This is a genomic window from Pseudomonas sp. PIC25 (assembly GCF_002286785.1).
GTDB lineage: Bacteria > Pseudomonadota > Gammaproteobacteria > Pseudomonadales > Pseudomonadaceae > Pseudomonas_M.
This window is the reverse complement of the sequence record NZ_MUJY01000187.1, coordinates 63,133-77,610: the sequence shown is the minus strand read 5'-3', so window position 1 is coordinate 77,610 and position 14,478 is coordinate 63,133. Positions and strand designations below refer to the sequence as shown.

At 58.7% G+C, this 14,478-nt stretch carries 8 protein-coding genes and 4 pseudogenes; 6 read left to right on the top strand and 6 right to left on the bottom strand.

What is annotated here, in order from left to right; genetic code table 11:
- The 3 genes from BZL41_RS26360 to tssI form a co-directional block, all read right to left on the bottom strand.
- On the bottom strand, window positions 1–2,656 hold a 2,656-nt coding region (locus BZL41_RS26360), incomplete at its 3' end, for a DUF6531 domain-containing protein (RefSeq protein WP_143518164.1).
- Entirely contained in the window at window positions 2,653–3,396 is a 744-nt protein-coding gene (locus BZL41_RS26355; protein ID WP_095602000.1) for a DUF4123 domain-containing protein, read from the bottom strand. The genes BZL41_RS26360 and BZL41_RS26355, both read right to left, overlap by 4 nt.
- Window positions 3,386–5,431: a type VI secretion system tip protein TssI/VgrG gene (gene tssI, locus BZL41_RS26350; protein WP_095601994.1), complete on the bottom strand. Its 2,046-nt coding sequence runs from the start codon at window positions 5,429–5,431 to the stop codon at window positions 3,386–3,388. The genes BZL41_RS26355 and tssI overlap by 11 nt, the downstream gene beginning before the upstream one ends.
- A gap of 336 nt (window positions 5,432–5,767) precedes the next feature.
- Between tssI and BZL41_RS26345 the strand changes: the two genes are divergently transcribed.
- The 5 genes and pseudogenes from BZL41_RS26345 to BZL41_RS26325 form a co-directional block, all read left to right on the top strand.
- Window positions 5,768–5,998: a hypothetical protein gene (locus BZL41_RS26345; protein WP_095601993.1), complete on the top strand. Its 231-nt coding sequence runs from the start codon at window positions 5,768–5,770 to the stop codon at window positions 5,996–5,998.
- Window positions 5,999–6,037: 39 nt separating this feature from the next.
- A pseudogene (locus BZL41_RS29230) lies at window positions 6,038–6,381 on the top strand (deoxyribonuclease I); the annotation flags it as partial.
- Window positions 6,382–6,653: 272 nt separating this feature from the next.
- A pseudogene (locus tag BZL41_RS26335) lies at window positions 6,654–7,175 on the top strand (IS5 family transposase); the annotation flags it as partial.
- Window positions 7,176–7,779: 604 nt separating this feature from the next.
- A complete protein-coding gene (gene ltrA, locus BZL41_RS26330; RefSeq protein ID WP_095601992.1) occupies window positions 7,780–9,285 on the top strand; it encodes a group II intron reverse transcriptase/maturase in 1,506 nt (501 codons plus the stop codon).
- A gap of 75 nt (window positions 9,286–9,360) precedes the next feature.
- Window positions 9,361–9,816: pseudogene (locus tag BZL41_RS26325) on the top strand (IS5 family transposase); the annotation flags it as partial.
- 236 nt (window positions 9,817–10,052) lie between these two features.
- Here BZL41_RS26325 and BZL41_RS28270 read toward each other — a convergent pair.
- From BZL41_RS28270 to BZL41_RS26315, 3 genes and pseudogenes are all read right to left on the bottom strand, one after another.
- Entirely contained in the window at window positions 10,053–11,108 is a 1,056-nt protein-coding gene (locus BZL41_RS28270; RefSeq protein ID WP_143518162.1) for a hypothetical protein, read from the bottom strand.
- Window positions 11,109–11,428: 320 nt separating this feature from the next.
- Window positions 11,429–12,282, bottom strand: a pseudogene (locus BZL41_RS26320) (IS5 family transposase).
- Between the two features lie 93 nt (window positions 12,283–12,375).
- Window positions 12,376–13,143: an NYN domain-containing protein gene (locus BZL41_RS26315; protein ID WP_095601991.1), complete on the bottom strand. Its 768-nt coding sequence runs from the start codon at window positions 13,141–13,143 to the stop codon at window positions 12,376–12,378.
- Between the two features lie 594 nt (window positions 13,144–13,737).
- On the opposite strand from BZL41_RS26315, the gene BZL41_RS26305 reads away from it, so the two are divergent.
- Window positions 13,738–14,265: an STY4534 family ICE replication protein gene (locus BZL41_RS26305; protein ID WP_095601989.1), complete on the top strand. Its 528-nt coding sequence runs from the start codon at window positions 13,738–13,740 to the stop codon at window positions 14,263–14,265.
- Window positions 14,266–14,478 lie beyond the last annotated feature (213 nt).

Sequence of the window (14,478 nt, the reverse complement as noted above, 5' to 3'; positions counted from 1 at the left end):
GGGTGATGGCGCCGTTCTCGTCCTGGCGGGTGATCTGCCGGCCGAGGGCGTCGTAGCGGTAGCGCCGCTGGCCGCCGTTGGGCAACAGCTCCTCGATCAATTGCCCCTGATCGTTCCACGTCAGTTGATGAATGCTGCCATCGGGATGGCTGATCTGCTGGAGCCGGCCCTTGCTGGTGTAGCGGTAGTGGGTGACATGGCCATCCGGGTCGGTCTGCGCAGTGATGTCCCCCTGAGCGTTGCGCTGGTATTTCCACGTCGCCTTGCCGCGACTGACGGCACTGACGAAACCACCGCTGTACTGGTACGTCACCGGCTCGTCTTCTGCCGGGACCACGGCCAACAGTTGGCCGGCATCGTCGTAGCGGTATTCGGTGAGGGCGCCGAGCGGGTCCTGCTCGGCGATGAGCTGGCCCTTCTCGTCGTAGGACTTGAGGGTCTGGGCGCCGTCCGGGTCGACCTGTTTGATCAGCCGGGCGTTCTCGTCGTGGACGTAGACTTCCTCGCTGCCGTCGGCGTTGATCACGGTCACGCCGCCCTGGTCGTCCCACAGGTAGCGCGCTTCCATCTGCTGGAAGTTGGCCCAGTGGCGCACGCAGCGGGCCATCTTGCCTTCGCCCTGCCACTCCCAGTAGAAGGCCGCGCCGCCGGCCAGTTGGCGTTCGAGGATGACGTTCTGGGCGTCGTAGCGGTAGCGCTCGGCTTCGCCCAGCGCGTTGGCGGCCTCCAGCAACTGGCCGGCTTCGTTGTAGCGGTAGGTCGCCAGGGTCTGCACGGTCTGCCAGCAGGCTTCTTCGTTGTCGGCCGGGCGATAGACCTGGTAGTCCACCGCGGCGAGGTGCTTGCCTTCATAGCGCAGCAGCAGGGCGCGGCTGGATGGACTGCTCAGGCGGCGGATGCGGCCGAGCAGGTCGCGGCTCAGCTCCAGGCGGTTGCCGTAGGCGTCACTGATGGCGATCAGGTAGCCGCCGCCGGTATCGCGGCGGAAGTGGTAGAAGCGCGGTGTGTCGCCGGCTGCCGCGAGGATCAACTCGGCCGGGTCGTCGCCCAGGTAGATGGCCGCGCGCGACAGCCGGTTGGTGATCGCCGGGCGCTGCACGCTGGGGATCGGGAAGACGGTGCGGCGGTTCTCATGGTCGATCCAGATGAGACTGTCGCCTTCCTGCACCAGACGGTGCGACAGGCTGTGGCTCCAGCCATAGCCCAGGCCGCTGTCGATCTCGGCGGCGCTGGTGCGGTAGAGGCGGGTCCAGGGGAAGGGCAGCAGGCCATCCAGTTCGCCGTCGGTGAGGGTGAGCAGTTCCTCGCCGGTGACCATGGAGACCGGGCAGTTGTTGGTGCAGGTGTTTTGGGCGCTGTCGGCGGGTTTGTCGTTGGGTGTTTTGGCGGGTGTGGAAACATCGTCCGCCTTTCGGCTCTCGCTGACCTGGGTGTTCTGCGCCTTGCCGCGACGGATCGGCAGGGTGTCCGGCTCGACGCGGGAAATGCCCTGGGCCGCGCTTTGAATCTGGACGGTCGCTTTTTGCGAACTGTTGACCGTCGCGCTGCCCTTCACCGCCAGCGGTTCGACCGCCTCGGCGTGACGCTTGAGCGCATGCCCCCGGCTCAGGTCGATGAGCTTCTGCATGGCCTTTTCCAAGATCACGACGCCACCGGACGCCTTGACCGTCCTGACGCCCTTCACGGCATAGCGCACGGCCAGCCCGGCACCGCCCGAGAGAACGATACCCAGCAGGATGTCGAAGAGGAGTCCACTGGCGAATTCGGAGATCATCTCCGCCACGGTCGTCGGTGGCAGCAGTTGCGCCCAGCAGACCACCGCCGAGGCGTAGAAGAACATCAGCGGTTCATCGTTGACGATCAGCAATGCCGTGCGAAGCAGCTCTTTCGCTTGGGCTTTCAGCTTCGCGAAATCGGCTTCGCTGATGAACTTCAGGAGCATCGCCGCGTAATCGTCCAGGTTCGTCAGGACGTGAAAGAGCATCTTGATGTCGTCCCAGAGGCTCTTCAGCGCGTTCCCCATCCCCGCCATGAACGCGTCGTTGATTTGCTTCAGGCGTCTGGGGTCGCCCACCGGCGCCATGGCCTTCCATTGCTCGATGATCGTGGTGTTCCACTCGTTCATCAGCCAATCGTGCAAGTTGGCGATGACCCCTTCGTAGGACGCATGGAGGGCGTCCACTTCGCGCTGGCTGACGTCCGGGTAGAACGCGATTTCGTACAGGCTGTTCGGCGTACAGCCCGTGACGGTGGCCATGCCGTCACTGTCCAGCACACCGGAAATGACCTGGCGCTTCTCGCCCCAGGATGAGATCGCCTGTCTGATCTGATAGGGCGTATTGCCAATCGGAATGAAGTGGACCGACTCGAAGGCATGGAGCAGCTTGAGTTGCCCACTGGCGGGACAGGCGGCATATCCGGAGATTTTCCGCGCGTCCTTGTCGCCCTTGAGGACGGTCAGCTCGTTGTTGCGATTGTCGGAAACGGAAAGCCGCTGATCGACGTCCAGCGCCCAAGCCGTGAAGAAGCCGTCGGCGTATTCCTTGTAATCCTTCAGGATGTTCTGCTTAAACTGCGCGATGTTCACCTGCCCATCCGGTTGCCTGGCATACAAGCCGTTCAACATGAACACGGCGTTGAAGGGAAGACTGATCATGGGGTCAATTCCTTTTGCAGAGAGTCCTTGAGGCGTCCGCTCAGGTCGTCGAGTGGATCGGGGTGATGACGCACGAAGTGCTCGACTTTCAGGCGCAGGTTGGTTTCGGGGAGGACGAAGTACAGGTCGGCATGCGCTTCGCGCAGCCACTGCATCAGATCGTCCACCAGGGGCGCAGGGTCTTCTGCGCTGAGTTTGGCGAGCAGGTCCGGTGGCACGTCCCACCAGGGGTAGGCTTTGGCGGGCGGAAGTGGAGGACACTCGACGGAAAGCGTCTGGCCGTTGATCCAGTAGCGTTCGAACACGGGAAGCAGGTCGCCCGCTGCTCCACCGAGGTGAGTGAGGATCGGGGCCAGGTGGCGACCGTCCCAGTAGCGGAAGAACACGTCCGCGCCATCCGGCATCCGAACCTGGGTCAGCCCGCGCAGGTGGTCTCGCACGGTCTGTGCTGAATAGGAAGAAAGGGCCAACCAGCCCCAGTCCTGTTCGGTTTGTCGTTCGATCCAGTCGAAGAACGGACTCTCGGCGTGGAGTTCACCGAGATAGGGCATGACCTCCTGCCAGCCGGCATAAGGCGTGCCCTCCCAGAGCGGCAGCGGAACCACCGGCTTGGCCTGCTGGTAGTAGTTCTGCAGCGGATTGGCATCGCTGGCGTTGCTCATCACCACGTAAAGGTGGCGCGCCTCATCGAGCGACTGGGAGGCCAACCACTCGCGAACGCTCAAGGCGTCAGAAGGTATAGACACAGGTACCGTCCTTGCACTTCACGCACTCCTCGCAGAACGGCGCGTTGCGTTTGAAGGTCAGAATTTGCGGGAGCGTCAGCACAGAGCCCGGTTGACTCGTCTCGGCGTCGTCGGCCTGCCCTGGCGGCAACGGCTTGGCCGGCGTCCCCGGCGTCGGTGCGCCGCCGACGTTGATCGGCGTGCTGCTGAGAATGCCGCCCGGACCGATGACGATGTGCTGTCCGCCGGCCTGCAGCGTGAGGCTGGCGCCGGCATCGATGACCACGTGCGCGCCAGCCTGGATGTGCACTTCCTGTCCGGCATGAACGGTGAGCACCTGCCCTACCCGCTCATGGCGACTGCCGGCCACACTCAGATGGTCATCGGCCTTGAGTTCGCTCTTGCGAGCGCCATGAACGGTGTGGTGTTCCTCGGCCTTCAGCTCGGTGTAGCTGTTGGCCTCCACCTTGTCGTGGCGCTCATGCCCCACGTGGACGGTCTGGTTGCGGCCGATGGCCTGGTCCCAATCGCGTTGGGCGTGCAGGTAGATTTGCTCCTGGCCCTTCTTGTCCTCAATGCGCAGCTCGTTGGAACCACCGCCACCGGGACTGCTGAGCGTCTTGAAGACGGTGCGGGTCTTGTTCGCCGGTAGCTCGTAGGGGACCTCGCGTTCGGCGTTATAGAGGCAGCCCGTGACGATGGGCTGGTCGGGATCGCCCTCGATGAAGCTGATGAGGACTTCCATGCCCACCCGTGGAATGGCGATGCCGCCGTAGCGGTCGCCGGCCCAACTGGAGGCCACCCGCAGCCAGCAACTGCTCTGGTCGTTGTTCTGGTCGGCGCGATCCCAGTGGAACTGCACCTTCACCCGGCCGTATGCGTCGCAGTAGACCTCCTCGCCGGGCGGCCCGGTGACCACCGCCGTCTGCGTCGCCAGGATCATGGGCTTGGGGTGGCGCTGCGGCGGACGGAAAATCACGTTCCACGGCGTGGCGGTGAAGCGGTTGCGGTAGCCTTGCGTGAAGTCGTCCCCGTCCGAGGAACGAAGGTCGCTGGTCACCGATTCTTCCAGCACCTGCGGCTGTTTACCCTCATGGTGGATGGCCGTGAGCAGCCAGAGGTCGTTCCAATCCGCACGCGGGTGGTCGGACAGCTCCAGGAAATGCCCGGAGCGCAAGGTGGGTTGGTCGCTGAGCCCTTCGGACAACAGGTAGTCGGCGCGGTCGCGCTCCAGCAGGCGTCTGGACAGGTGCTTGCCACGGTCACGGTCAGCGAATCCGCCCGGATAAACATAGCGCTCCAACACCGGGGCGAAGTCGGTGCGTGACGCCGCCTCCATTTTCAAGGCCGGCTTTTCGAAGTTGTAATCCCGCTGCGCCACTTGGCTGATGCGCGTGGCCACGCGCTGGCCGAAGCGCTTGATCACCGGCTCATCGGCCACCATGCCCGTGTCCGGGACGTAGGCCGTGGGGCGTCCAAGCCTGGGAAAGACGGTCTGGTCGTCGCCGAACACCAGGGTGTGACGGTCCGGTTGATGCTGGAAATGAAAATGGATGCCCTCTTCCCAGCTCAGCCTCTGGAGGAAGTCCAGGTCCGATTCGCCGTACTGCACGCAGTAGGTTCGTTCGGGATAGACGGTGGGGCCGAGTTGGAAACGGTAGGCACCGGCGAGGATGCCATGCTCTTCCAGTACCTCGGCGATGATCTGGGGCACCGTGCGATTCTGGAAGATACGGTGGTTAAAACGTCGGGCGAGATAGGCCAGATGGGGCACCAGCGTCAGGTGATAGCGGGTCAGGCGCTTGCCGGATTCGCCCTGGGCCACCTCATGGATCAGGCCGTGAATCCCTTCCTCGCCAGAACCGAAACGGAGGAAGGCGGGCTGGTTGAGCAACGTCTCCAGGTCGATGTCCGGACGTTCGCTGACACAGTCGATCTCGACGCAGTAGGCTGTGCTGACGGCCTCTTCGCCGCTGAATTCGAGCACCTGAAGGTCGGTGTTCACCCCCTGGATGGCGAGGGCAATGTGAGTCTGGTTTGCAGCCAACATAGAAGGGATCGTCCATGACAGCGCAGTGAAACATCCGCTTGCTCCAAGCGGGGTCAACCGGAGAGTACCCCATACCCCCTGCGCAAAGTCTTGCGCAGTGGCCGTCTGAATTTTCAATTTGCGAGCTGTGTCCTCCAGGAAGTGGGACCTGTTGAATGCGAAACCGACCAGGCCGAGGCCGACACGACGTCCGCCACGGCGAACCGATCCTAGGGGAAGTACAAATGTCCTTTTGTACCTTTTCTGGACAGAGCCAAATCTGGCACTCGACAATACCGGGCAAGGCGCCACTTCCCATTCGAATCGGCGCATGAGATCAGAACGGAGGAGAACGACATGAAGCGAGCCGAAATCAAGAACCGGCATGCGGATGGGGTTACGTTCGATACCCAGATCGTTCCGAATCCGGCCAACACCAAGGAATGGATCGTGCTCTTCAAGAAAGACGAGGGTCTCAGCTTTTTTCTGGTCGACGAGCACGAGCAAGTCGAGTCGTTTTCTTGCCTCGATGAAGTGGTCCAGGTGCTACGTGAACTGGGGATCAAGAATGCCGAGGTGCACTTTTAACCCTGGTGAAATATCGATCCACAGCCGAACCTCTTACCTCCTCTGGGCACCTGGGAGGTCGAGCGAGATGCCCGTATTGCTGCGATCATGGGCCGCCACAACCCGTTCGTGACTGGCGAAAGGCAATGGACGTTGGATATAAGCCTGTAGGCGACGGCCTCGTCAGCTCATTACCACCTGAGAGCGTGCGCACCTCCCTGCCCATCGTAGCCAAAAACTTGTCCCCGAACGGATCGATCATTGGTAACCGGAACAGCCACGTTTACCACCTACCCATCGGCTGTCCGAGCTACGGCAGCGTATCGGTGAAAAACCAGGTTCTCTTTGCCTCCGAGACGGACGCTCAAGCCGCTGGCTACCGAAAAGCCGGGAATTGCAGATGACATAAAGCCAAGCGGTTCGCGGCTTAAGACATGCGCACCGCAAATGAATAATCACCTTCGCATGGTTTGTCAGGATTTGACGATCAAGCCATTGAGTAGGCAGGCATCATCTCTACCGCGTCCGGTCTTATCTGCCCGACGCCTTCGACTAAAAGCTCAGGTGCCGGATAGATACGCATAGGAATATTGCCGTCCTCGGATTCTTAGGGAAACCCTGAAGAAGCCTTCCCGTTTCTGGTGAAATACGCCGATCCCGTTGCCCGAGTTTCCCGATGAAGCAAATGACCTTCGCCGACGCCGAGTACGCCGGCAAGCGCAAGCAGACCCGCAAGGAGCTGTTCCTGATCGAGATGGATCAGGTGGTGCCGTGGAAGGGCTTGGTTGCCCTGATCGAGCCGCACTACCCCAAGGGTGAGGGCGGCCGTCCGGCGTACCCGTTGATGGCGATGTTGCGCGTACATCTGATGCAGAACTGGTTCGGCTACAGCGATCCTGCGATGGAGGAAGCGTTGTACGAGACCACCATCCTGCGCCAGTTTGCCGGCCTGAGCCTGGAGCGCATTCCCGACGAAACCACCATCCTCAACTTCCGCCGCCTGCTGGAGAAACACGAGTTGGCGGCTGGGATTCTGGCGGTGATCAATGGCTACCTGGGTGACCGGAGTCTGTCGCTGCGCCAGGGCACCATCGTCGATGCCACGCTGATCCACGCACCCAGTTCGACCAAGAACAAGGACGGCAAGCGTGACCCGGAGATGCATCAAACGAAGAAGGGCAACCAGTATTACTTTGGCGGTGCGACCTGAAAGTCGCATGGATTTCTGTTCCGCAGGTTAACGCCCGACGGAACCGATTGTTCCACCACTCGTTCCCTACCCAGACAGGCGTGGCCGGTAACAGCTGGGTCTGAAGCTCTGGGGACAATGTAACCGCCGACATCTCGGTAGGTCGAACCGCGAGGCCAGACCGAATCTGCCAGCATCAAGGCGGAGAGGGGCTAGGGATGAACGGGTACGGCTAACACACGTGAACCTCATATAAACGTCGTCATAATAGCCAAGCCAAAGATGCTGACAGGCTTGTACCAAAAGGTGTGCGGCCAGGCAGGGGCTCTTACCGATAGCCCCTCGTGGATGTGGTGCCGCCGGCGAAGTCGAGGAGCCCGACCCGTTCGGAAATCCATACGGAACAGGGTAAGCCCGTAGCGTTGCCGATTTCGGCAGGTGCGCTGTAAAGCAAGCTGTTGATGCTGCGGGTAAAGGAATGTGGAAAAAGCGAAGGTCGCCCTGTAATGAGGTGAATACAGGTTGAAAGATCACTTGGCGCGAAAGCGAGCAGACTTCCACGCGGTCTTCCATGGCGAAATAACCTGATCAACCGTTGTACGGAGGGAAGCAGATGACAGTGTTCCTACCCCATGCTCTGGCAGCGGGAAGCACTGGTGCACCTTCGAACTTCGCATCGGCCTGGCCCCACTGCTGGAGCCAGATCGAGGCGCAAGTGAAACGACTCCAGGTACGTATCGCCAAGGCAACACGAGAAGGCAGGTGGGGCAAGGTGCAAGCCTTGCAGCGGCTGCTGACTCGGTCGTACAGCGGCAAGATGTTGGCCGTGAAACGAGTGACGGAGAATAGAGGCAAGAGAACACCGGGTGTTGACGGCAAGATATGGTCAACGCCAGAAGCCAAATCCAACGGAGTACACGCGTTACAGCATCGGGGTTACCGTCCCCAACCGCTGAGGCGCATCTACATACCCAAAAGCAATGGCAAGCAGCGTCCGCTGGGAATTCCGACGATGCAGGATCGTGCCATGCAGGCGCTATGGAAACTGGCTCTTGAGCCTGTTGCCGAAACGCGTGCAGACCCCAATTCATATGGATTCCGACCGCACCGGTCAACGGCCGACGCCATCGCTTATTGCTTCGACGTTCTGGCGAAACGCAGCTCAGCGCATTGGGTGCTCGAAGGAGATATTCGCGGCTGTTTCGACAACATCAGCCACGACTGGCTGCTCGCCAACGTGCCCATGGATAAAGCGATTCTGCGTAAATGGCTTCGAGCGGGGTATGTCGATCAGGGAGCCTTGTTCGCAACGGAGGCGGGAACCCCGCAAGGGGGAATCATCTCTCCGGTACTGGCGAACTGGACGTTGGATGGACTGGAGGAGGTCGTCTACGCAAGCGTGGCTGCAACAGCACGCCAGCGTCAGCCATTCAAAATACACGTTGTACGGTATGCGGATGACTTCATCGTGACCGGTGCCACGCAAGCTGTACTGCAACATCAGGTTCGCCCCGCCATCGAGGCCTTCCTGAAACAGCGCGGCCTGGAACTCTCAGATGAAAAGACTTACATCACGCATATCTCACAAGGCTTCGATTTTCTCGGCCAGAACGTACGCAAGTACGCCGGCAAGCTGCTCATCACTCCGGCTCGCAAGAGTGTGAAAGCGCTGTTGGATAAGGTTCGGGAAATTACGAACGGAAACAAGGCGGCGACGCAGGCGAACCTCATCTTGACCCTCAACCCGGTGATCCGGGGATGGGCCATGTATCATCGTCATGTGGTCGCGGCTAAGCGCTTCGCGTGGATCGACCATCGAATTTGGCAGGTGTTATGGCGCTGGGCTGTCCGCCGGCACCCTATGAAAAGTGCCCATTGGGTGAAACAGCGATACTTTCGTACCGTGGGTCAACGGCACTGGGTTTTTGCTTCCAAGGAAAAAACACGCGGCATGAACCAACCGGTTTGGCTTTTTGCCGCCGCCAGTGTTCCGATTGTGCGGCATATCAAGATACGCAGCGCAGCGAACCCGTTTGATCCGGCATGGACGTTTTACCTTGAGCGCCGAAGAGCGCGTCGTCTGGTAGCCCGGTCTTATTCAGGCTGTTGGAAGGCTTGAGCCGTATGAGGGGAGACTCTCAAGTACGGTTCTCAGGGGAGGCAGGGGTGGTAACACCCCTGCTTTACCCGACCTAAAGCGCACATCGGTGCCGACGAAGAATCGGGTCAGGTGCACAGCGTGGTGGTGACCGCCGCCAATATCGCGGACATTACCCAGGTCGACAAACTGCTGCACGGCGAGGAAAACGCGGTGTGTGCCGATGCCGGCTATACCGGTGTCGAGAAGCGCGAAGAGCATACAGGTCGTCAGGTGATCTGGCAGATTGCGGCTCGGCGCAGCACCTACGAGAAGCATGGTAAGCGCAGTGCCTTGTACAAAGCGCTCCGCAAGATCGAGAGGGCCAAGGCCCAGGTGCGAGCGAAGGTCGAACACCCCTTCCGTGTGATCAAGCGGCAGTTTGGCTACACCAAGGTGCGCTTCCGCGGATTGGCCAAGAATATTGCGCAGATGGTGACACTATTTGCCCTGTCGAATCTGTGGATGGCCCGCCGACATTTGCTGGCCAGCGCAGGAGAGGTGCGCCTGTAATGCGGAAAATGGCTGCTGCGAAGCGCTCGCGGTAGCGAAAAAGATAGAAAAGTACGAATCGAGTGGCCGCTTTCAAATCGTCAGGCGCTGAAGTTAACCAGAAACGCATGACTACTTCAGACCATCCCTAGACCAAAACATGAGCGCTACTTGCGAAACACCACACTAGCATTACCTGATATACGACTTATCAGGTAACGCTAGAGCTGGGTCAAGTATGAACCTTGGTGGGGAATTTAGTTTATCGTCAATTTGTACTCTGGGTAGCTAAGTCGAGCGTAGTCAATATGGATAGAATTGTCTTTCGCTCGCTTGGCATAAATATTGACAGAAATCACTTTGTACAGATTATCCCCAAAAGGAAACGTATCTACATGGTAAGGGCGATCCCAAACTCCATTATTACCTGTGTCTAGAAGTTTGCATCTATAGTCACGCCGCCCAGTTCTGTACTGGACGCACACCTCTAGCTCTGCAACACCTGAGCTATTAAGAGTGGATGCGATACGATACCACGGTTTATGCGGGGACTCTTTTCCCGTATATTGCGGTGCCCTGAACCAACTTTTCTCGCCGGGGTTAAGGGTGAATTTGGTCGAGTATTTCACATCCCCCTCTTGCCCCGTTATATCAACGTACTTTCCGGAGACCCCCGCCCCAAAGATATTACTACTAACATCCTTAAAATAAGCCGACATGTAGGACAAACATACATTTGGGTTGCTGATAGTGGCGGATAGAGTGTCTGGGCTGGAAGGGGTGGACGTGATTCCAATTTTCGCCTTATCCACGCCGATCACTTTGGCCAGTTCACCCGCGTCAACGGTAGCTGTCGCTCCGTCTTTCCGTGTCATTTCAAATTTGTATTCAGACACCGTCAAACACTGATATATAAATCGTTGTTCAACAGGTAGATAATATGCGAAACTTTTGATTTGTTGGATTTTCCAATCGCTAGAGCTGATCTTTTTGCTTGTCTCGTAATCGTATCCCAGCTCGGCAGATACACCCTTTATATACGCCTCAAGATTTGCATTTAGTTTTAAACTCGTTTCGCTATTCACCGCGCCATTTGAAGCGCTTACTTCAATATCTGTTGGCAAAACAGTTATAACGGGATCGCCAATTTTCCCTCCTGCAAAAAGCTGGCGGCCTAGTGCATTTTCCCTGGGAGGATTTAGAGATCGCCAGCCGTACATCTCTCCGGGGGTCTCTGGGGTTGATTTGGGCCAGAGCCAACATCCTGACAGTGATGCGCATGCTACAATCAAAAGGTAGTTTCTTTTTTGCATGATGAACCTCCCCTGGCCAGTTATGGCCATGCGTTATTACATTTGTAGTGAATTCTTTATATGACGAGAAACAGACTTCAACAACTTAGAGGGGGACTGCAGAGATATGCCACAGGATGCTTCTGGAGGATCGAACGCTCTACGCTCACCCAAACGAGGAGCTCTATAGGCTAGGTGCATCTCTGACCTCCCTGTTTGTAATCACTGGTCTTTCCTTGAGCTGGTATATAGGGGGATTGCAGGGCCTCAGATGGGAACGCTGGCCAAGAATCCACCACTCCCAAGAGTAGCACCGTATTTTCAGGAGATAGACCGCATCCTTAGGTTCTGTACGAAAAGTACTGCCGTATGCATCGCAGCGTGCAAGCCAGCGTGACCATCGCGCCAAAACTTCTGGCGAGCTTGTCGTAGCGGGTGCCGATTCTCCGGCTCTCTTTCAGCCAGCCAAACATTCGCTCGATGATGTTCCGCTGCCGGTATTTCGGCCGATCAAACAGCCGGGGCAGTCCTGGCTTGGGTTTGCGCTTCATGGTGCGCTGCGGAATCACCGGCTGCATGCGATAGCGGTCGCAGTACTGGCGTAGATGCTCAGCATCGTAACCTTTGTCGGCCAGTAGCCAGCGACAACGCTTGCGAGGCCGCCCCGGTTTTCCGAGGATACGCACCTGCTCCAAGAGCGGCTGAGCATGGGCAATGTCGCTGGCCTGCCCCGGTGACAGTATGAAATGGAGAGGTGTCCCATTGGCATCGCAGATCAGGTGAATCTTTGGTGGTCAGACCGCCTCGGCTACGTCCCAAGGCATGGTCTAGCGGTTCTTCTGGCCCCCTTTTTCCCGGCGCCAGAAGAGGCTCGGGTTGCGCGCACAGCGGTGGAGTCGATCATCCACGTATCCAGATCAATCAGGCCTTCCTGATTCAACCAGACGTGCAATCGTTCAAGCACTCGGTCAAACGTGCCGTCATCCCGCCAGTCACGAAATCGCTGATACACCGTCGACCATGGGCCGAAGCGCTCCGGCAGGTCACGCCAGGCAGCTCCGGAGCAGAGGACCCAGAAGATTCCGTTGAGCACCAGTCGATCATCACTGCGAGGCCGGCCCATCTTCTGTTCCGGGGAAACCAGATCCTTGATCAACTCCCAGGCCGCATCCGGGAGTTCGTAGCGCCTTGCCATGTGGGCCTCCAGCCAATCATGGCGACGATTCTACCCGCACCGACTTTTCGTACAGAACCTAATCTGCCGTCAGACAGGGGAACACTGTAGCAATCAGATTGAGGAGGCCAAGGAGGTCTCTTGCGACGGCTGTGGCGCCTGTTTACGAATAGTGCGAATAACCATGACGGTGCCACGCATCTCGATATCGAACAGCTCGGATGTGCGAATGAGGTCACCCAGCTTCTGGAAACCGTAATTCACGACCGAGAACGGGCTGTTGTTGTGAATGTAGTCGGAGATCCGGCTGAGAAGCGACCAGCCGTCATCCCCGGCAGTTTGGTCTGCCGCATTGCGTAGCAAACGGACCAGTGAGGTGTCGCCCCGTAGTTCGTTGCGAGTCTTCTTTCTGGGCTGCTCGTCGGAGGCCGCTTTGTCATCGTCAAGAGAGCTCACTAAGTTCTCTACGTAGATGAACGAAGTGCAGGCATGGACGAAAGCGGAAGGTGTTTTCTTTTCGCCGAAACCGTACACCGGAAAGCCGCTTTCCTGCAGACGTAGGGCCAAGGGAGTGAAGTCGCTGTCGCTGGTCATCAGAGCAAAGGCATCAATGTTCTTACTATAAAGCAGATCCATCGCATCAATGATCATCGCCGCGTCAGTGGCATTCTTCCCCTTGGTATATGCGAACTGCTGCATAGGCCGGATGGCGAAGGGATGGAGACGCCCAACCCATCCACCGAGGCTATCGCTCTTCCAGTCCCCGTGTGCATGGCGGACATTGACCATGCCGTATTTCGCAAGCTCCTCCAATACCCCCTCAACTGCGTTGTGGCTGACGTTATCGCAGTCAATCAGCAGGGCAATGCGCTTCTGTTGCATGGTGATGTCCTTATACGGCCGAGCCTACCTGCACGGTGCCATCGAAGCCTGGGTATGAGCAAGGCTTTTAGTGGCGGTACGCAGATAAGCCGGCCGCTCCACACTTCAGACGTTGGCGTCGCGCCGTTGAAGAAAAACCGAACGACTGGTGAGGTGCTAAACATCATCGACAGTCGCTGGGACGAGGCATGTCGCATGCCTAGTTACCAAGCAGTCGAAGTGGACCGCATACAGGAACTCTTATGTCGGCTACCCCACTGCCACGGCGCCTCTGGTGGTCAATACGGTGCACCTGTATTTCCGATTGATGCTCGTCCGCCCCCTTATGACCACCCTACCCTGTTGCCATGTTCCGCCGACCGAGGTCGGCAACATGCCCAGGTAGCCATTGATCTTCGAGGCTACGGCACGGCCCTCCGTGTTGATCGCGTCCCGCTCGCTGTCGGCATCCACGCTGCGAACGACCATCCGTTGTTTTGATGGTGATGCCACGATTCATCGTTACCGGACTTCGGTCCTTCAACCCGCGCGGGGTTATGCCTCCCGCCGGAGGTGTGTCTCCGCCTGTTTGTCCTTACGACTGGAGAAACACCAATGAGCACATCTTCAACCGAGAAATCCTTTTTCGATCTGCATGTCACCGGCCTGGGTTATCTCAATCGCATTCGCGAAGTGACTCCCAGGAAAGGTGATCCATTCCTGGCTTGCGATATCGCAGCCCTCAACGGCCCCAGCGACGATCCCGAGTATCGCTATTTCGATGTCCGCGTCTCCGGGACCGAAGCCCAACAGCTGGTCCGCCGTTGTACAGAGGCCGTCGACGCCAAGAAGAAGGTCCTGATCGGCTTTCGTCTGGGCGACCTCTGGACCGACCTCTTCACCTACACCAAGGGGAAGCGTGCCGGCGAACAGGGCGTCAGCCTCAAAGCCCGTCTGCTGTATGTGGGCTGGATCAAGATCGATGGCAAGACCGTCTACAAGGCCGAGCCGAAAGCGACCGATGCACCGGTTCGCGAGGACACGACCGCTGCGCCGTCCAACGACCAGGAGACATCGTCCCCCGACGCCAATACGGATATGGCTACCGATGAGGTCGAAGCCCCTGCCAAAGCCTTCGCGTAGGCCTAGTCCGTAATCACCAAGGCCCTGATCATCAGGGCCTTGTTTTCCTGACAGCCATCGGCGCGCTGATGCCGTCCGCCCGATGACTGCGGCCCCTTTTCCCCGGGGCTGCCCTCCTCTTGCCCTGCTCCGCAGGGCTCTTCTTCATCCCATGCAATCGCGCGCATCCGGCTTCCAGCCTCTCGATGCCCATTGCACCGTTTGTCAAGGAGA

Excerpts from the sequence above, each read along its gene's own strand:
- tssI (WP_095601994.1), bottom strand. The coding sequence starts at position 5,431 with ATGTTGGCTGCAAACCAGACTCACATTGCCCTCGCCATCCAGGGGGTG.
- BZL41_RS26345 (WP_095601993.1), top strand. The coding sequence starts at position 5,768 with ATGAAGCGAGCCGAAATCAAGAACCGGCATGCGGATGGGGTTACGTTC.
- ltrA (WP_095601992.1), top strand. The coding sequence starts at position 7,780 with ATGACAGTGTTCCTACCCCATGCTCTGGCAGCGGGAAGCACTGGTGCA.
- BZL41_RS28270 (WP_143518162.1), bottom strand. The coding sequence starts at position 11,108 with ATGCAAAAAAGAAACTACCTTTTGATTGTAGCATGCGCATCACTGTCA.
- BZL41_RS26315 (WP_095601991.1), bottom strand. The coding sequence starts at position 13,143 with ATGCAACAGAAGCGCATTGCCCTGCTGATTGACTGCGATAACGTCAGC.
- BZL41_RS26305 (WP_095601989.1), top strand. The coding sequence starts at position 13,738 with ATGAGCACATCTTCAACCGAGAAATCCTTTTTCGATCTGCATGTCACC.